Here is an 18422-nt window from a genome sequence, read left to right on the forward strand (position 1 = left end):
CGACGGCAACGGCCCCGTAGCTCAGCTGCATAGAGCAAGGCTTTCCTAAAGCCGAGGTCGGGGGTTGGAGTCCCTCCGGGGTCGCCACTGCTTCTAGCTGTGCGACGCGTCGTTGAAGTTGCTTCATTTAATTTCGATAGCTTTCCCCGATTTGGGGAGCTTGCCCGCCGGGTGACCCGCCGCCGCGCGCCGAGCGCATAAGGTCTTTACGCGCGCCTTATGCGGAGCGCCGGGTTCCGCATGGCTCCCTTATGCCTCAAGGGCGTCTTCTTCGGCTCTCAGTCGAGCTGGAGGTGTCGGCATGGCCGATGTGATCTTTCTGGCGATCGGCGGCGGGGCCTTTCTGGCCTTCGCCGCCCTCGCTGTTGCGTTGAAGAGGTTGTGACGATGTTGCTGAACGTCCTGTGGGGCGCCGGCGCCCTCGTCATCGCCGCCTACATGGTCGCGGCCCTGCTGCGCCCCGAGCGGTTCTGAGCGGAGCCGCCTCAAGATGAATATTCAAGGTTGGGCGGAAATCGCCCTGACCCTCGGCCTCGCCGTCATGCTCGGCTGGCCGATCGGGATATATATGTCGCGCGTCTGGAACGGCGAGCGCACCTGGCTGGACCCGGTGCTGAAGCCGGTCGAGGGCCTGTTCTATCGCGCCGCCGGGGTCGACCCGAGCCGCAGCCAGGGCTGGCTGGGCTACGCCGGCGCCCTGCTGGCCTTCAACCTGGCGGGCTTTGTCCTGCTCTACGCCATGCTGCGTCTGCAGGGCGTCCTGCCGATGAACCCGCAGGGGTTTGACGGCGTCAGCCCGCACCTGGCCTTCAACACCGCCGTCAGCTTCGTCACCAACACCAACTGGCAGAGCTATGGCGGCGAGACCACCCTGTCGACCTTCACCCAGATGGTCGGCCTGACGGTGCAGAACTTCGTCTCGGCGGCCACCGGCGCGACCATCGCGGCGGCCCTGACCCGCGCCTTCATCGCCAGCCGCGGCGAGGGCGTCGGCAACTTCTGGGCCGACCTGACGCGCACGAGCCTCTATGTCCTGCTGCCCATCGCCTTCATCGTGGCCGTGGTTCTGGCCGGCCTCGGCGTGGTTCAGTCGCTGGCCGCCTCGGCCCAGGCGACGACGCTGGAAGGCGGATCGCAGACCATCAGCCTGTTCCCGACCGCCAGCCAACTGGCCATCAAGCAACTGGGCATCAACGGCGGCGGCGTGTTCAACGTCAACTCGGCCCACCCGCTGGAAAACCCCACGCCGCTGACCAATCTCATCACGGCGATCAGCATCAACGTCCTGGGCTGGGCGGCCTTCTTCGCCTTTGGCCGCAGCGTCCTGGCCAAGAAGGACGTGCGCGCCCTGGTGGTGGCGGCGGTCATCCTGCTGGGCGGCGCGGCATCGGCGCTCTATGTCATCGAAAGCCAGCCGGCTCCGGCTGCGGTCGCTGCCGGCGTCGATACATCGGTCGGCAATATGGAGGGCAAGGAGGTCCGCTTCGGCGTGCCGTCCTCGGTCGCCTGGGCGGCCCAGACGACGGGCGCCTCGAACGGCTCGGTCAACTCCATGCACGCCAGCTACATGCCGCTGGGCGGGGCTGTGACCATGTTCCTGATGCAACTGGGCGAGATCCTGCCCGGCGGGATCGGTTCGGGCATCGCGGTCATGGTGCTGATGGCCATGCTGTCGGTCTTCGTGGCGGGCCTGATGGTCGGTCGCACGCCGGAATATCTGGGCAAGAAGATCGAGGCGCGCGAGATCCAGTTCGCCATGCTGTCGGTGCTGGTCGTGCCGCTTTCCGTGCTCGGCTTCTCGGCCGTGGCTGCGGTCCTGCCCGAAGCCCTGGCCGGACTGCTGAACAAGGGGCCGCACGGCCTGTCCGAGGTCCTCTACGCCTATACCTCGGCGACCGGCAACAACGGTTCGGCCTTTGCGGGTCTGACCGCCAACGCGCCCTGGTGGAACACCACCCTGGGTCTGGCCATGCTGCTGGGCCGGTTCGTGCCTGCCATCGCGGTTCTGGCTGTCGCCGGCGCCCTGGTCGCCAAGCCCAAGCTGGCCCCCTCGACCGGGACCCTGCCGACCCATGGCCCGCTGTTCATCGGCCTGTTGATCGGGGTGATCCTGATCCTCGGCGGCCTGCAGTTCTTCCCCGCCCTCTCGCTGGGTCCGATCGGGGAGCATTTCGAAATGCTCCAGGTCGTGGCTCGGTTCTGATCGGATAATCTAATGACCCAAGTCACGCTCGATCCGTCGAGCCCCCGGTCGACGCCCATTGCGGGCGGCCTGTCCGGGGCCATGCTCGGCCGGGCGCTCGGCGACGCCGTCGCCAAGCTGAACCCGACGAAACTGCTCAACAACCCGGTGATATTCGCCACCTGGATCGTCGCCCTGCTGGCGACCGCTTCGGCGGTCGTGGCGGTCGCCAGCGGCCAGGCGGCGGGCTTCGCCATCCAACTGGCGCTGTGGCTGTGGGCCACGGTCCTGTTCGCCAACGTCGCCGAAAGCATCGCCGAAGGGCGCGGCAAGGCGGCGGCCGACAGCCTGCGCGCCACCCGCGTCACCACCAAGGCCAAGCTGATCGTCGATCCGAAGACCGGAACGGTGGTCCCGACCCCCGCCGGGGAGCTGGAGATCGGCTCCATCGTCCTGGTCGAGGCCGGCGACGTCATCCCGTCGGACGGCGAGATCATCGAGGGCGTCGCCTCGGTCAACGAGGCCGCCATCACCGGCGAAAGCGCCCCCGTCATCCGCGAAAGCGGCGGCGACCGCTCGGCCGTCACCGGCGGCACCACGGTCGTCTCCGACTGGATCAAGGTGCGCATCACCTCGGCCCCCGGCGCCACCTTCCTGGACCGCATGATCGCCATGGTCGAGGGCGCGGACCGTCGAAAGACGCCGAACGAACTGGCCCTGTCGGTGCTGCTGGCCGGGCTGACCCTGGTCTTCCTGATCGCGGTGGCCAGCCTGCTGGGTCTGAGCGCCTATTCGGGGATCAAGCTGGACCCCATCGTCCTGGGCGCCCTGTTCATCACCCTGATCCCGACGACGATCGGGGGACTGCTGTCCGCCGTCGGCATCGCCGGCATGGACCGGTTGCTGAAGGTGAATGTTCTGGCGACCTCCGGCCGTGCGGTGGAGGCGGCAGGCGACGTCGACACCCTGCTGCTCGACAAGACCGGCACCATCACCTTCGGCAACCGCATGGCCACCGAGGTCATCACCGTGCCGGGCGTGCGTCCCGAGGCCGCGATGCGGGCGGCCGTCATGGCCTCGCTGGCCGATGAGACGCCGGAAGGCCGCTCCATCGTGGAGCTGGGCCGCAACGCCGGGGTGACGGGCGATCTGCCTGTCGGGGCGAAGACCATTCCGTTCAGCGCCGTGACCCGCCAGTCGGGTCTGGAGGCCGACGGCCAGTCGTGGCGCAAGGGCGCGGTCGACGCCGTGCTCAAATCTCTGGGCTTGGACGAAAACGCCGCGCCCGCCGAGTTCCGCGCCGCCGTGGACCGCATCGCCCGCTCGGGCGGCACGCCTCTGGCTGTGGTCGAGAACGACGTCCTGGTCGGCGTCATCCACCTGAAGGACGTGGTCAAGCCGGGGGTCAAGGCGCGCTTCGCCGACCTGCGCCGCATGGGTCTGCGCACCGTCATGATCACCGGCGACAACCCGGTGACGGCGGCGGCTATCGCGTCCGAGGCCGGGGTCGACGACTTCCTGGCCGAGGCGACGCCCGAGGACAAGATGCGCCTGATCAAGGCGGAACAGGCCAAGGGCCGTCTGGTCGCCATGTGCGGCGACGGGGCCAATGACGCGCCGGCTCTGGCTCAGGCCGATGTCGGCGTGGCCATGCAGACCGGCGCCCAGGCCGCCCGCGAGGCCGGCAATATGGTCGACCTGGACAGCGACCCGACCAAGGTCATCGAGATCGTCGAGGTCGGCAAGCAACTGCTGATCACGCGCGGCGCCCTGACCACCTTCTCGATCGCCAACGACCTGGCCAAGTATTTCGCCATCATCCCGGCGATGTTCGTGGTCGGCCTGCCGTCGCTGGCGGCGCTGAATGTGATGAAGCTGTCCAGTCCCGAAAGCGCCATCCTGTCGGCGGTCATCTTCAACGCCCTGGTCATCATCGCCCTGATCCCGCTGGCGCTGCGCGGGGTGAAATACCGCGCCGTGGGGGCGGGCAAGCTGCTGGGCCGCAACCTGCTGATCTACGGCCTGGGCGGTCTGATCGCCCCCTTCGTCGGCATCAAACTGATCGACATCCTCATCTCCGCCCTCGGCCTGGCTTGAGGCGTAAGGAAACCACCATGCGTAAACCCAACCTCCCCAAGGCTTCCGGCTCGAACGACGCCCTGTTCGGCGGCGCCTGTCTGGCGGCCATCATCGCCCTGGGCCTGTGCAGCAGCCCGGCCAAGGCCGAGGAAAAAGTCGGTCCCGACTTCGCCTTCAACGCCGCCGTGGCTTCCGACTACGTCTTCCGGGGCGTCAGTCAGACCGAGAGTGATCCGGCGATTTCGGCCGGGATCGATGTGACCCAGGGTCTGTTCTACGCCGGCGCCTGGGCCGGCAACGTCTCCTTCGCCGGGGACGCTGACACCGACGCGGAGATCGACCTCTACGCCGGGGTTCGGCCCGAGTTCGGCGGCTTCAACTGGGACTTCGGCGTGGTCAGCTACTTCTACGCCGGTCAGCCGGACGGGGCCGACTACGACTATGTCGAGCTGAAGGCCGCGACCTCGCGCGCGGTCGGCCCGGCCACCCTGGGGGCGGCGGTCTACTGGTCGCCCGACTTCTTCGGCGCGGCCGAGGACGAGGCGACCTATGCCGAGATCAACGGCGCGATCAGCCCGGCCGACAAGTGGACCATCTCGGCGGCGGTGGGGCGTCAGTGGGTGTCGTCGGACTTTGACTACACCACCTGGAACCTGGGCGCGGCGTATCAGATGACCGATCATCTGGCGCTGGACGTCCGCTATTTCGACACCGACGAACACGACTTCGGCGCCGCCTATGACGGTCGCGTCGCAGCCAGCCTGAAGGCGACCTTCTGATGCTGAACCACATCCGTCCGGCGGTCGTGATGATCGCCCTGTTCACCGGCGTTCTGGGCGTCGCCTATCCGTTCGCGGTGACGGGCGTGGCCCAGACGGTCTTCTCGGAGCGGGCCGACGGCAGCCTGGTCCGCGACAAGGCCGGTAAGGTGGTCGGCTCGGCCCTGGTCGGCCAGACCTTCGCGGAGCCGGTCTATCTGCATCCGCGTCCTTCGGCGGCGGGCGACGGCTATGACGCCGCGGCCTCGTCCGGCTCCAACCTCGGCCCGCTGAACCCGGACCTGATCGCCCGGGTCAAGACGGACGCCGATGCGCTGCGGGCCGAGACGGGGGAGGCGGTTATCCCCGCCGACGCCGTGACCACCTCGGCCTCGGGCCTCGACCCGCATATCTCTCCGGCCTACGCTGAGCTTCAGGTGGCCCGCATCGCCAGCGCGCGCGGGGTAGGGGAGGCGCAGGTGCGCGAGGTGATCCGAGAGCATGAGGAGGGCCGCACGTTCGGCGTTCTGGGCCAGCCGCGCGTCAATGTGCTGCTGACCAATATGGCGCTCGACGCTCGCTTCCCGCGTCCCACGGAGGGTTGATGGCGCCGCCCATCCCTCCGACGAGCAAGACCCCGGCCGCCCCGCGCAAGCGTGGGCGGCTGAAGGTTTTTCTGGGCATGTCGCCCGGCGTCGGCAAGACCTATGAGATGCTGCGCGCCGCGCGTCGGCGCAAGGCCGAGGGCGACGACGTGGTCGTCGGCGTGGTCGAGACCCACGGCCGCAAGGAGACCATGAGCCTGCTGCGCGGGTTGGAGGTCATGGCCCGCAATCCCATCGCCTACCGCGACCGGACCCTGCTGGAGTTCGACCTCGACGGCGCCGTGGCGCGCCGTCCCGGCCTGCTGCTGGTCGACGAGTACGCCCACTCCAACGCCCCCGGATCACGGCACCCGAAACGCTGGCAGGATGTGGAGGAGATCCTCGACGCCGGGATCGACGTCTGGACCACGCTGAACGTCCAGCATCTGGAAAGCCTGTCGGACGTGGTGTTGCGCATCACCGGCGTCAGACAACGTGAAAGCGTGCCCGACAGCGCCCTGTCGCGCGCTGACGACATCGAACTGGTGGACATCACCCCCGAGGAGCTGCGCAAGCGTCTGGCCGAGGGCAAGGTCTATGTGCCCGAGACGGCGCGGCTGGCCTCGGACAACTTCTTCAAGGTCGAGAACCTGACGGCCCTGCGCGAACTGGCCCTGCGTCGCGCGGCTCAGACGGTGGATGACCAGTTGACCGCTCGCCTGCGGGAGCAGGGGATGACCGGGCCGTGGGCGGCGGGCGAGCGGATTCTGGTCCTGATCGCGGGCGACGCCATGGCCGGGCCTCTGGTCCGCGCCGGTCGGCGGCTGTCGGACATGATGATGGACGCGCCCTGGACCGTGGCCCACGTCGACCGCCCCTCGGGCGCGCGGCACGGCGTCGGCTCGGCGGGCAAGCTGTCGGACGCGCTGAAACTGGCCGAACAACTGGGCGGGCGCACGGTGGTCCTCAGCGGCGACGACGTGGTGCGCGCGGTCATGGATTACGCCCATCAGAACAATGTCACCCAGATCGTCCTCGCCAAGGGGCGCGACAGCCGCCTGTCCGAATGGCTGGGCCGGTCGCTGGCGGCGGAACTGCTGCGTCAGGCGCGCGGCGTGGCGGTTCACGTCATCACCGACGGCGCCGATCTGGAGGAAAAGACGCTGCGCGAGCCGCGCGTGTCCCTGCCCGGCGGCTGGCGCGGCTATGCCGTGGGCGCGGCCTTCGTGATCGCCGCCACCGGCCTGGCCCTGCTGCTGGATCGGACGTTCGAGCGGGTCGATCTGGGCGTCATCTATCTGTCGGCGGTGCTGGCGGCGGGGGTGCTTTATGGCCTGCGCCCGGCCCTGGCGGCGGCGACGGTCGCCTTCCTGACCTACAACTTCCTGTTCCTTCAGCCGAAATACAGCTTCGCTATCGGCTCTCCGACCGACGTCCTGACCCTGATCGTCTTCTGGGCCGTGGCCCTGACGACGGGCTTCCTGGCCGGCCGGGTGCGCGAGCAGGCGCGGGCGGCGCAAGGCCGCGCCTCTGCGGTCTCGGCCCTGCTGGCCGCCAGCCAGCGCCTGACCGGCGTGGGCGACCGAGCGGCGGCCGCCCGCATCCTGGCCGAACAGACGGCGGCGGCGGCGGGCGCGGGGGCCGTGGTCCTGCTGCCGGTCGAGGACGAGCTGACCCTGATCGCCGGGGCGCCGGGAAAGCCGGAACTGGGCGCTGAAGCCATGGCCGCCGCCCGCTGGGCCTGGGAAAAGGGCGAGCCCGCCGGACACGGCACCGGCACCCTGCCGCAGGCGCGCTGGACCTTCCGCCCCCTGCAAGGCGTGCGCGACCGCGCGGGCGTGGCCGGGATCGAGGCGGCGGCCCTGTCGCCCGGCTCGGACGAGGAAAAGCTGGCCTTGGCCCTGCTGGATCAGGGCGCGGTGGCGGTCGAGCGCGCCGATCTGGCCGGGCAGGCGGTCGAGACCGAGACCCTGCGCCGCACCGACCGTTTCCGCGGCGCGCTGATGAACTCGGTCAGCCATGACCTCAGAACGCCCCTGTCCACGGTGCTGGGGGCCTCGACCACCCTGATCGATCTGGGCGACAAGCTGAAGCCCGAGGTCCGCGCCGACCTGCTGCTGTCGATCCGCGAGGAGGCCGAGCGGCTCAGCCGCTATGTCGGCGACCTGCTGGACATGACCCGGCTGGAGGGCGGCGGGCTAAACATCCGCGCCGACTGGGTCGATGTGCGCGACGTCCTGAACGCAGCGGGCAAGCGCGTGTCGCGGCGTCTCGGCCAGCGCAGGATGACCCGCGACTTCCCGGCCCAGCTCAGCCTGGTCATGGTCGATCAGGGGCTGCTGGAACAGGCGCTGGTCAATATTCTGGAAAACGCCATCGTCTACAGCCCAGACGGCTCGACCGTCGAGCTGGCGGCCTATGAGGACCGGGGTTCGGTGGTCATCTCCATCGAGGACGAGGGCAAGGGCATCCCTACCGCCGAGCTGGAACGGGTCTTCGACAAGTTCCGCCGCATGGAGGAGTCGTCCGACCGCACCAAGGGGGCCGGGCTGGGCCTGGCCATCGCCAAGGGCTTCGTCGAGGCCATGAACGGCCGCATCGCCGCCGCCAGCCCGATCCAGGACGGGAAGGGCACCCGCATCCTGATTAGTCTGCCGAAGGCCGTCGTCACCCACCCGAGCCTGCTCTAAGGTCCGCTGCATGGCCGCCGTCCGTCCCCAGATTCTCGTCATCGACGACGAGCCCCAGATCCACCGCTTCCTGTCCCCGGCGCTGGACGCCGCCGGCTATGAGCCGCGCCGCGCCGACAGCGGGCAGGAGGGTCTGCGCGGCATCGCCTTGTGGAGTCCCGACGCCGTGGTGCTGGACCTCGGCCTGCCCGACATGGACGGCAAGGACGTGCTGGCCCGCGCGCGTGAGTTCTATGCCGGCCCCATCATCATCCTGTCGGCGCGCGACAAGGAGGCCGAGAAGATCGCGGCCCTGGATCTGGGCGCCAACGACTATGTCGAAAAGCCTTTCGGCGTCGGCGAGCTGCTGGCCCGCGTCCGCGCCAACCTGCGCCAGACCGCGCCGCGCGCCGAGGCGACGGGGCCGCTGACGGCGGGGGAGGTGGTCATTGATCTGGAACGTCGTCTGATCACCCGCGCGGGCGAGGGCGTGCGCGTCACGCCCAAGGAGTACGACGTCCTGGCCCATCTGGCGCGCAACGCCGGCAAGGTCGTCGGCCACCGCGACCTGCTGACCGCCGTATGGGGCAAGGCCCACGCCGACGACACCCAGTATCTGCGCGTGGTCATCGGCCAGCTGCGCCAGAAGCTGGAGGCCGACCCGGCCCAGCCACGTCTGATCCTGACGGAGCCTGGCGTGGGCTATCGGCTGGCGGATTGATCGTGGCGAAACGCTTGACCCTGTAGCCGCTACAGGGTGCATGAGGCCGCCTCGGCTAAGGGCAAAGGTCCCGCTTCATGTCTGCCTCGGAGCTCGCGTGTCTTCGTCCGTCGTCTCGTCTCGTGCTCGCCAGGTCCTGTTGGGGTCGGTCGCCGCCCTGATTTCGGCCGCCGCGTCTCCGGCGCTCGCGCAGGAGGCCGGTCACCACGACGACGACCATCAGGATGAAGCGACTGAGGTCGAGGACGTCATCGTTCAGGCGACCCGTTCGGGTCGCCGCATTCAGGACGAACCGATCCGCGTCGAGGTCATCGGCCGCGAGGAGATCGAGGAAAAGCTGCTGATGACGCCCGGCAACATCGCCATGCTGGTCAATGAGACCGGCGGGGTGCGGGTGCAGACGACCTCGCCGGCCCTGGGCGCCGCCAACATCCGCATGCAGGGGATGAGCGGGCGCTACACCCAGCTTCTGGCCGACGGCCTGCTCCTGTACGGCGGTCAGGCGTCGTCGCTGGGCGTGCTGCAGATTCCGCCGACCGACCTGGGTCAGGTGGAGGTCATCAAGGGCGCGGCCTCGGCCCTCTATGGCCCCTCGGCCCTGGGCGGGGTCATCAACCTGGTGTCGCGTCGTCCGGGCGACGAGGGCGAGACGGAAATCCTCGCCAACATCACCAGCCGCGACGGGCAGGACCTGACGGCCTACGCCTCGGCGCCCTTCAAGGGCGCCTGGGGTCATTCGCTGGTCGGCGGCTATCATCGCCAGAGCCGTCAGGACCTGGACGGCGACGGCTGGAGCGACATCGCCGCCTATGAGCGCTGGTCCCTGCGCCCGCGCCTGTTCTGGCAGGGTGAGAACGGCGGCGAGGCCTTCATCACCCTCGGCGCCATGACGGAAACCCGCAGCGGCGGAACCGAGCCCGGCCGCACCGGGCCCGACGGCCGACCCTTCGTTCAGGCCCAGGACACCGACCGTTTCGACGCCGGTCTGGTCGCCAGCCTGCCGGTCGGTTCGGGCACGCTTCACCTGCGCGCCTCGGCCATGACCCAGGCGCACGACCATCAGTTCGGCGACGTCCTCGAGAAGGACCGCCACGACACCGGCTTCCTCGAAGCAGCCTATGGATCGGAACTCGGCGCCACCACCTGGCTGGCCGGGGCGGCGGTTCAGGCCGACGGCTACGACAGTCAGACCTTCTCCAGCTTCGACTACACCCACACGGTCCCCGGCGTCTTCGCCCAGGTCGAGCATGAGGTGACGCCCGACCTGACCTTCGCCGGCAGCGCCCGCTTCGATCAGCACAGCGAATACGGCGGCCAGTTCAGCCCGCGCCTATCCGTCCTCTATCGCCCCGGCCGCTGGACCGTGCGCGCCTCGGCGGGGCAGGGCTTCTTCGCTCCCACGCCTTTTGTCGATGTGACCGAGGCGACCGGCCTGTCGCGCCTGCGCCCGCTGGAGGGCCTGAAGGAAGAGGTGGCCCGCACGGCCTCGCTGGACATCGGCTATCGCCAGGGCCCGATCGAGGCCAACCTGACCCTGTTCGGCTCCGACCTGGACGACGCCGTGCGCGCGGTGGACGACGGGCCGGGCCGTATCCGCCTGATCAATGTTGACGGCGTGACCCGCACACGCGGGCTGGAGGCGATGCTGCGCTATCGCCGCGCGCCCTTCACCCTGACCGGCAGCTATGTCTTCGTCGACTCGACCGAGCCCGAGGATGACGGCCTGTCGCGCCGCGACACCCCCGCCACCCCGCGCCATACGGCGGGCTTCGTCGCCATGTGGGAGGAGCACGACCGGGGCCGCCTGGGGCTGGAAGTCTACTACACCGGCAAGCAGGCGCTGGAGGACAATCCCTGGCGCAGCGAAAGCCCCTCCTATCTGGAGGTCGGCCTGCTGGGCGAGATCATCCTGGGCCGCTACAGCCTGTTCGTGAACGCTGAGAACCTGTTGAACGAGCGTGTGACCAGGCACCATCCCCTGCTGCTGCCGCAACGCGCCAACGACGGCCGCTGGACGACAGAGGCCTGGGGGCCGACCGACGGCTTTACGGTCAACGGCGGGGTGCGCATCCGCTTCGGCGGCGGCCACTGACAATACGGAGGCGGGCGTGACGCTAAGCATCGGCGAACTGGGGCGGCGGACCGACACCAAGGTCGAGACGATCCGCTACTATGAGCGCATCAGCCTTTTGCCCGCGCCCGCCCGCACCGAAGGCAATTACCGCGCCTATGGCGAGGCGGAGCTGAACCGTCTGTCCTTCATCCGCCGCGCCCGCGACCTGGGCTTTTCCATCGAACAGGTGCGCGACCTGCTGGCCCTGTCGGACCGCCGCGATCAGTCCTGCGCCACGGTCGACGAACTGACGCGCGCCCACCTGGTCGAGGTCGAACGCAAGCTCGTCGACCTGGAGGCCCTGCGTCGCGAACTGTCCGCCCTGCTGTCGCAATGCCGCAAGGGCACGGTGTCGGAGTGTCTGATCATCGAGGCGCTGGGGCCGAAGAAGGTCGATTAAACCTCGCCGTCCTGCAATATGGCCAGACCGGCATTCCCGTCCGGGTATGCCGGCCTGTCATCGCGTCCTATGCGACCGTGAAGGTCGGCGGCGGCAGGACCAGTTTGGTGTCGCTCACCGGCTGTTCGCCGAAGAACTTCACCAGCAGGGGCTGCACCTCCGGGTGAGCCTCGAAGACGTTGTGGCCGGCGTTCTCGACCAGAACCTGGGTCTTGTTCTGGAACTGGGCGATGACCTCGGCCTGTTCCTCCAGCGGGGTGCGGCCGTCGAGGGAGCCGGCGACCAGAAGCGCCGGGGTCTCGATGCGGATGGGCTGGCGGAAGTCCTCGCCGAGATCGACGCCGGGGATGGCGCCCACCAGATGCGGCATGGGCAGGTTGAAGGCGTCGCCCAGAACCGCCGTCTTCGCCTCCCGGATGATGAGCGCCAGACGTTCGGGCGAGATGCCTGAGGCCATATCCATCGTCGTGGACATGCCGGAGACGCCGAAGTAGCGGTGGGGCGGCGGGATGATCGACGCCAGGCTGTCGGTATCCCCTGCGTCGAGCTTCAGATAGATGCCCGGCAGCATGGAGAGCTGCGGCGGGTTGGCGACCAGGGCGGAGGCCAGAAGCTGGATGCCGAAGCCGCCTACCTGGACGTCGATGGGGCCGTTTTCACCGGCGAAGGTCACCGTCGCCGGATTGGCTTCCAGCCGCTCATGCACGCGGCGCATCAGGGCCGGCATGTTCGGGATGGCCGCGCGAACGGCAGGGTCCTGCCTCATCAGATGATCCACGCGATCCAGGAACATGTCGATGTGGGCCGGGCGCTTGACGGTCTGGTCCTGACCTTCCAGGCTGGCCAGGGCGACGCGACCGATCGAGTTCGGGTGGCGCTTCAGCACCGAGAGGGCCAGGTGGGTGCCGTAGCTGATGCCCCACAGATTGACCTTGTCCACGCCCAGATGGCGGCGCAGGTCCTCGATGTCGTCGGCGTTCTGTTCGGTATTGTACCCGGCTATGGCCACGCCGGCGCGTTTCCAGTCCACCCAGGCCTTCTGCATTTCCTCGCGGTACCAGGCGCTCACGTCGGCGTGGGTCATGGCGGGATAGGGGGTGCTGGTTTCCCGTTCAGGAATCTGGTTCGACATCCCGACCCCGCGCTGATCCAGAGCAATGACGTCGGCCACTTCTCTCAGCGCCATGAAGATCGGGAAGCGCGGCCCCATCGCCGTACGCGGGCCCGAACCGCCCGGTCCGCCGGCCAGATAGATGATGGGCGGTCCCGGGTTCTTCGCGGTCGAGGCGAACCGCACATAGCCGATACGGATGCGGCGCGAGCTGGGAACACGGCGATCCTCGGGCGCCTCGAAGTAGCCGCGTTCGGCGTCGACTTCCTCGCCGTTGCCGGCCTTGAAGCGGAACGGTCCGACTTCGGGCTGGGCATCCTGAGCCCAGGCGGTTTTCGACAAGAGCGCCAGACCGGGAAGCGACAGGCCGGCGGCGGCGAGGATGGAGCGGCGGTTCAACGATGTGTGTGTCATGACCCCGGTTGAAGCAGGCTTTTCGGCGCCGTGGGGCGCGCTTCGGCCAACGGTCGGCCTGCGTCGGTGAACGGCAGCGCTTTGCGGCGAATGGAGATAGGGTTCGCGCCATGTGGCGGATTCTTCTCATCGCGATTCTCTGGACCTCGCTGCCGACGGCGTTGCGAGCGCAGGATCAGGGCTATGACTGGCAGGCGTGTCGGGGCGAACCGGGCGCGGCGGCGCCCGTTCTGCACGACTGTCGCCCGGTCGAAGGCGTCATCGATCCGCAAGGGCGCGAGCTGTGGCTGCGCGCCGTCGTGCAGCGCCCGAGCGGCGACGAACCCGCCGCCCTCTATGTCGTCGGCGCGGCGTCCTCGGAAGTCTGGCTCAATGGGCAGAAGCTGGGCGCGAACGGACGACCGGGCGGCTCGCCAGCGGCGGAAGCGGCTGGTCGTTATGAAGCGTCCTTCCCCATCCCCGAACGGATGTGGCGACCGGCCGACAACCTGGTCGTGGTCCACATGTCGTCCTTCCACGGGGCCGTGCGTCTGGACAATCCCGTCGGGGGGATCATGGTCGCCCCCTATCCCTGGCCGTCGCGCACGGTCCCGGTGGCGATCGCCTTCATCGCGGCCGGCGCCCTGTTCGCCGCCGCCTTCGGTTTCGCCGTCATCTACAGCCTGCGCCGCACGGGTTCGAGCCTGGCGCTGGCGGCCCTGGCCGGGGTCGCGGGTCTGCAGGCGATTCTGGAAAGCCTGCGGGCGCTGGTTCCCTATGCCTATCCCGTCCACGGTCTGCGGCTGGTCGGCATCTGGGTTCTGAGCGCCGCCTTCGCGGTCCTGCTGGTTTCCTATGTCGTGTCGCGCTTCTGGCCGCAGGCGCGCGGCCGGCTGGTGCTTCTGGCCGCGGCGGCCGTGGCCGCGACCGGCCTCGCCCCAGGCTTTGACCTGAAGACGACGCTGGCTCTGATGATCGGCCTGGCGCTTTCCGCCGTCGTCGCCGCCGTCGCCGTGCGCCGCCGACTGCCCGGCGCGCGGCCGATGCTGGCCTATCTCGCCGTCTTCATCGCGGTGGGCATGCTGTTCCCCAGCTTGCTGGTCGACCTGTCCTATTTCCTGTTCGCCGCGGGCCTTCTCCTTCCCCTTCTGATGGCCGATGTCGTTCGGCTGGGGCGCGCCGATCAGGAACGGGAGGTGGCGCTGACCCGCGCCGCCGCGCTTCCGGACTGTCTGACGGTGGCCTCGTCGCGCGGGGTCGAGCGAGTGCCGCTCGTCGACATCCTGGCCGTGGTCGGCGCCGACGACTATGTGGAACTGCGCCTGACGAACGGACGCAGAATGCTGCACGCCGCCCGTCTCGATCGACTTGAAGCGGAACTGCCCGCCAGCTTCCTGCGGGTCCACCGCTCGGTGATCGCCAACCTGGCCCATGTGCGCGGCTTTGAACGCGATGGCGGGCAAGGGCGCTTGCTGATGGACGAGGGCGCATCCCTGCCCATCAGCCGTAACCGTCTTCCGACCGTTCGCGACGCGCTCAACGCCGCACCGCGCGTGTGAGCGTCAGAACCGGAAGGTCTGGCCCGCCGCGAAGGTCTCCCAGCTTTCCCGCGTCCTGAAGTCCAGGCCGCCGTCCCAGGCGGAGCCCATGTAGTAGGTGAAGGGCCGGCCAGGGGTGACGCGGACCAGGATCAGATAGTTGTCGGCGTCCTCGGCGAAGCCTTCGACCTGGGCCGGATCGACGGCGATGGCGATGCCGATGGAGCCGTGCTCGGGATTGGCGGGCTCCCAGAACATCAGGCGGCCGTTGGCGGCGTCGCGGGTGACGGCGCCGGCACTGGCGGCGTTGCGGCGCTTGGAGATGCCGATGCCGACGATCAGGGGCTCTGACGTGTCCGAGTTAAGCGTCGAGGTCATGCGGGTGAAGTTGGAGCCCAGCGGCAGGGAGAAGTCGCGCGTCTCCCAGACCTTGCGGGCCACATCGACGGGCCAGGGGCGGTAGTCGACGCTGAAGCGGGCCTCGTCGCCGCCGGTCTCCTCGATGCGATAGGTCGAGAAGTTGCGGCTGGTCCACAGCTTGTTCTCGAACCAGACGCCCAGACCGCCCGAGCCGCGACCCCGGCCGACGTCGTAGTAGTCCAGGCCCTCGCCGCGATCGACGTGGTAGTTAGGGAAGCGCAACTGGCGGTCCATGTAAGGATAGCGCACGCGCTTGGCCCAGACGTCTATGCCAGACCCCGAGGGCGCCTCGCGCGCCTCCAGCGCCGGGCCGTAGATGCGGTGGGCGACGCGGTCGTTTTCCCACAGCAGGTCGTCGAGACGGTCGGGGGCGAAGCGGACCACGGCGCGCGGTTGCTGCTGGTCGACGGGCGGCGGCGCCAGGCGCTCAACCTCGGCGGGACGCCCCAGAGCGGTCGGGTCATAGGACAGGGCGCGGGTGGCGTGCATCTCCTCGGCGCGGCGCCTGATCTCGGCCTCGCCGACGACGGTGACGGGAGCAGGCGGCGTCGGCGTGGTGGCGGCGATGACGGCGGGCGTATCGCGCGCCGGTTCGGCCAGAGGCAGGCTCTTTTGAGGCCCGTTCAGGTCGGCGACCTCCAGGCCCGCCAGCAGATAGGTGCCGGTGGTGTAGAGGCCGACTTCGTTCGGATCAGTCGCCACGGGCATGTCGCCGGTCTTCTGCGTGGCGCCGATCAGGCCGCTGGGCAGGACGTGGCGGTTCAGCGCCGCCCAGCCCTTGAGCACGGCGGGCTCATAGGTCGCGCGGTCCAGCAGGCCGTGGTTGATGCCCCAGGCCATGGCGTAGACGTAGAAGACCGAGCCCGAGGTCTCGGCCTGCGGATAGAGGTCGGGGGCCAGCAGGCTGGCGCGCCACAGGCCGTCGTCCTGTTGCAGTTCGCGGATGCGCCCGGCCATGGCCTGGAAGATCTCGATATAGTCCTGACGACCCTCGAAGTCGGCGGGCATGGCCTCCAGCGTGCGGGCCAGACCGCCCATGACCCAGCCGTTGGCGCGGCTCCAGTAGATGGGCTGGCCGTTGGCCTCGGTGCGGCCCTTGAAGCGCTGGTCGCGCAGGAAGAGGCGCTGCTCGGGCACCCACAGGCGGTCGATGGTGCGGCGGAACTCCTTGTCCATGCCGCGGATGTATTTGGGATCGCCGGTCACCGCCGACATGCGCGCCAGCACGGGGGGCGCCATGTAGAGGGCGTCGGCCCACCACCAGATAGAGGCCTCGGTCTCGGCCGTGCGGTTCAGGTGCGGGACCATATAGTCCAGGCGCTGACGCAGCGGCATCAGCACCCCGTCCTGACCCCGGCGCGAATAGAGCTCGATGTAGAGGTCGCCGATGGTCTGGTCGTCGGCGTTCAGCATGGTCGGGCCGGAACGGGCCCCGCGCAGGCTGTAGTTGTAGTGCTCGGCCACCGCCGTCAGGAAGCGCAGGGTCTCGGGATCGTCCGACACGCGGGCCAGCCTTGCCGCGCCGATATAGAAGGTGGCGGCGACCCAGTTGGACGACATCTGCGTCAGGTTGCTGCCGGTCGACAGGGCGAGCGGGCGTGACGCCATGTCCTTGATCTGTGACGAAGCGACGTATTCGACCGCCGCCATGGTCTGTTCGCGCGAGGGGCGGGCGTCGGCGCGGAAGTTCAGGTCGGGGCGCGGCCTGGCGGTCAGCCACTCGGCCTCGACGCCGGGGTTCGAGTGCGGCGCCCAGGGCTGACCGGCGGCGGACTGCGCCAGGGCGGGAGAGGTCAGGACGGTGCTGGCCAGCAGGAAGGCGGCAATCGTCGGCACGGCGCGGCGTAGCGTCACAGGCGTTCTCTCCGGTACGAACCCCGCTGCGTTTGGGGTTTCACTATTTGCTTATGCGTACCATAAAATGGTGATCGAGCAGCGCAAGTCGGAATGACACCGCGCGACAAGACGCCGTCGCCCAAGGCGGCCCGTAGATTGAGGAACGCCCATGCATCGCCGCTCCCTGCTGCAACTCGGCCTGACCGGGGCCATCGCCACCGCAGCCCCGCCTGTCTTCGCGCAATCGACGGGCCGCACCTTCGACCCCGCCGACTTCGGCGCGGTCGGCGACGGCGAGGCGATCAACACCCGCCCGATCCAGGCCGCCATCGACGCGGCGGCGGGCGCGGGCGGCGGGACGGTGGTGCTGAAGCCCGGCGTCTATCTGTCCGGCTCGCTGTTCGTGAAGTCGAACGTGACCCTGCTGATCGGGCGCGGCGCGACGATCAAGGGCCTGCGCGACATCGCCGCCTATCCGATGGTCCGCACCCGCGTCGCCGGGATCGAGATGGAGTGGCCGGCGGGCCTGCTGAACATCTATCGCGAGAAGAACGCCAGGATCACCGGCGAGGGTCTGGTGGACGGCGACGGAAAGGTCTTCTGGGACGCCTACTGGGCCATGCGCCGCGACTATGACCCCAAGGGTCTGCGCTGGGCCGCCGACTACGACTGCCGCCGCCCTCGTCTGATCCACGTCTATGACGCCGAGGCGGTCGAGGTGTCGGGGCTGAACCTGGCGCGGGCGGGCTTCTGGACCGTGCACGTCTGCTATTCGCGCGACGTGAAGGTGTCGGACCTGATCATCCGCAATAACCTGGGCGGTCGCGGCCCCTCGACGGACGGTATCGATATCGACTCGTCGGAGCGGGTTCTGGTCGAGCGCTGCGACCTGTCGGTCAACGACGACGCCATCTGCATCAAGGCCGGGCGGGACTGGGACGGTCTGCGCGTGGCGCGGCCCTGCCGACAGGTGAAGGTGCGCGACTGCATCGTGCGCGACGCCCTGGCCGGCATGACTTTCGGCAGCGAGACCTCGGGCGGGTTCGAGGACATTGAGGTGTCGGGCCTGCGGATCGAGTACCCCGTGCCTCTGGGCATCTTCTTCAAGTCCGGCCACACGCGCGGCGGGGTGATCAACAACATCGCCCTGAAGAACATCCACCTGCAGGACGTGGCGACCCTGTTCCGGGTCAATCTGAATTGGTACCCGAACTATTCCTACGCCCAGATCCCGGCGGGGATCACCGACATTCCCGACTACTGGCGGGCCCTGGCGACGCCGGTGCCGCGCGAGCAGGGCATCCCGCGCATCCGCGACGTGCGCCTGTCGGACATCAAGGCGGTGGGCGGCAAGATCGGCTTCGAGGCCGCGGCCTATGAGGAGGCGCCGCTGCGCGACTTCCAGTTCGAGCGTCTGGACTGGGACGTGCGCGAGGCGGGGACCATCGCCAACGCCGACAGCTGGCGCTTCAGCGACTGCAAGATCGACACCCTGGACGGGACGGGGCCGAAGGTGACGGCCTCGCGCGGGGTGGTCGGCCTCTAGGAGCGTCGCCCGCTTCAGGAACATTGAGCCCCGGCGCCTCAGGCGTCGGGGCTTTTTGCTGCGTGGCGGCAG

General features: G+C 68.9%; 13 protein-coding genes and 1 tRNA gene. 12 read left to right on the forward strand and 2 right to left on the reverse strand.

Features of this window, described 5'->3' with window-relative positions:
• Nucleotides 1-10 precede the first annotated feature (10 nt).
• The 10 genes from ACI2KI_RS11525 to ACI2KI_RS11570 all read left to right on the forward strand — a co-directional run bounded on the left by ACI2KI_RS11525 (nucleotide 11) and on the right by ACI2KI_RS11570 (nucleotide 11506).
• Nucleotides 11-87: transfer RNA gene (locus tag ACI2KI_RS11525), tRNA-Arg, on the forward strand.
• A 300-nt stretch (nucleotides 88-387) separates the two neighbouring features.
• Nucleotides 388-474, forward strand: coding sequence for a potassium-transporting ATPase subunit F (locus ACI2KI_RS11530; RefSeq protein WP_349678975.1), 87 nt, complete (start codon nucleotides 388-390; stop codon nucleotides 472-474).
• Between the two features lie 16 nt (nucleotides 475-490).
• Nucleotides 491-2203 carry a potassium-transporting ATPase subunit KdpA gene (kdpA, locus tag ACI2KI_RS11535; protein ID WP_404620187.1) on the forward strand — a complete coding sequence of 571 codons (1713 nt, stop codon included), beginning with the start codon at nucleotides 491-493 and terminating at the stop codon, nucleotides 2201-2203.
• 12 nt (nucleotides 2204-2215) lie between these two features.
• Nucleotides 2216-4279, forward strand: a complete 2064-nt coding sequence (gene kdpB, locus ACI2KI_RS11540; protein WP_404620189.1) for a potassium-transporting ATPase subunit KdpB — start codon at nucleotides 2216-2218, stop codon at nucleotides 4277-4279.
• A gap of 17 nt (nucleotides 4280-4296) precedes the next feature.
• Entirely contained in the window at nucleotides 4297-5040 is a 744-nt protein-coding gene (locus tag ACI2KI_RS11545; RefSeq protein WP_404620191.1) for a TorF family putative porin, read from the forward strand.
• Nucleotides 5040-5624, forward strand: coding sequence for a potassium-transporting ATPase subunit KdpC (gene kdpC / locus ACI2KI_RS11550; protein WP_404620193.1), 585 nt, complete (start codon nucleotides 5040-5042; stop codon nucleotides 5622-5624). Before ACI2KI_RS11545 ends, kdpC begins: the two co-directional genes overlap by 1 nt.
• Nucleotides 5624-8293 carry a DUF4118 domain-containing protein gene (locus ACI2KI_RS11555; RefSeq protein ID WP_404620195.1) on the forward strand — a complete coding sequence of 890 codons (2670 nt, stop codon included), beginning with the start codon at nucleotides 5624-5626 and terminating at the stop codon, nucleotides 8291-8293. The genes kdpC and ACI2KI_RS11555 overlap by 1 nt, the downstream gene beginning before the upstream one ends.
• 10 nt (nucleotides 8294-8303) lie before the next feature.
• Nucleotides 8304-8993, forward strand: coding sequence for a response regulator (locus ACI2KI_RS11560; protein ID WP_404620197.1), 690 nt, complete (start codon nucleotides 8304-8306; stop codon nucleotides 8991-8993).
• A 97-nt stretch (nucleotides 8994-9090) separates the two neighbouring features.
• Nucleotides 9091-11085 (forward strand): TonB-dependent receptor plug domain-containing protein, encoded by a 1995-nt coding sequence (locus ACI2KI_RS11565; RefSeq protein ID WP_404620199.1) that lies wholly within the window; start codon nucleotides 9091-9093, stop codon nucleotides 11083-11085.
• A gap of 16 nt (nucleotides 11086-11101) precedes the next feature.
• A complete protein-coding gene (locus tag ACI2KI_RS11570) occupies nucleotides 11102-11506 on the forward strand; it encodes a helix-turn-helix domain-containing protein (RefSeq protein ID WP_404620201.1) in 405 nt (134 codons plus the stop codon).
• 67 nt (nucleotides 11507-11573) lie between these two features.
• On the opposite strand, the gene ACI2KI_RS11575 is transcribed toward ACI2KI_RS11570, so the two are convergent.
• Nucleotides 11574-13031: an alpha/beta fold hydrolase gene (locus ACI2KI_RS11575; protein WP_404620203.1), complete on the reverse strand. Its 1458-nt coding sequence runs from the start codon at nucleotides 13029-13031 to the stop codon at nucleotides 11574-11576.
• Between the two features lie 110 nt (nucleotides 13032-13141).
• On the opposite strand from ACI2KI_RS11575, the gene ACI2KI_RS11580 reads away from it, so the two are divergent.
• Complete coding sequence (locus tag ACI2KI_RS11580; RefSeq protein WP_404620205.1) at nucleotides 13142-14569, forward strand: LytR/AlgR family response regulator transcription factor; 1428 nt, start codon at nucleotides 13142-13144, stop codon at nucleotides 14567-14569.
• Between the two features lie 3 nt (nucleotides 14570-14572).
• Here ACI2KI_RS11580 and ACI2KI_RS11585 read toward each other — a convergent pair whose 3' ends face one another.
• On the reverse strand, nucleotides 14573-16822 hold the full coding sequence (locus ACI2KI_RS11585; RefSeq protein WP_404620207.1) for a glycoside hydrolase family 88 protein: 2250 nt from the start codon (nucleotides 16820-16822) through the stop codon (nucleotides 14573-14575).
• Between the two features lie 151 nt (nucleotides 16823-16973).
• On the opposite strand from ACI2KI_RS11585, the gene ACI2KI_RS11590 reads away from it, so the two are divergent.
• Nucleotides 16974-18350, forward strand: a complete 1377-nt coding sequence (locus tag ACI2KI_RS11590) for a glycoside hydrolase family 28 protein (RefSeq protein ID WP_404620209.1) — start codon at nucleotides 16974-16976, stop codon at nucleotides 18348-18350.
• Nucleotides 18351-18422 lie beyond the last annotated feature (72 nt).

This window comes from Brevundimonas sp. NPDC046655, from assembly GCF_044901625.1.
In the GTDB taxonomy this organism is placed as follows: Bacteria; Pseudomonadota; Alphaproteobacteria; order Caulobacterales; family Caulobacteraceae; genus Brevundimonas.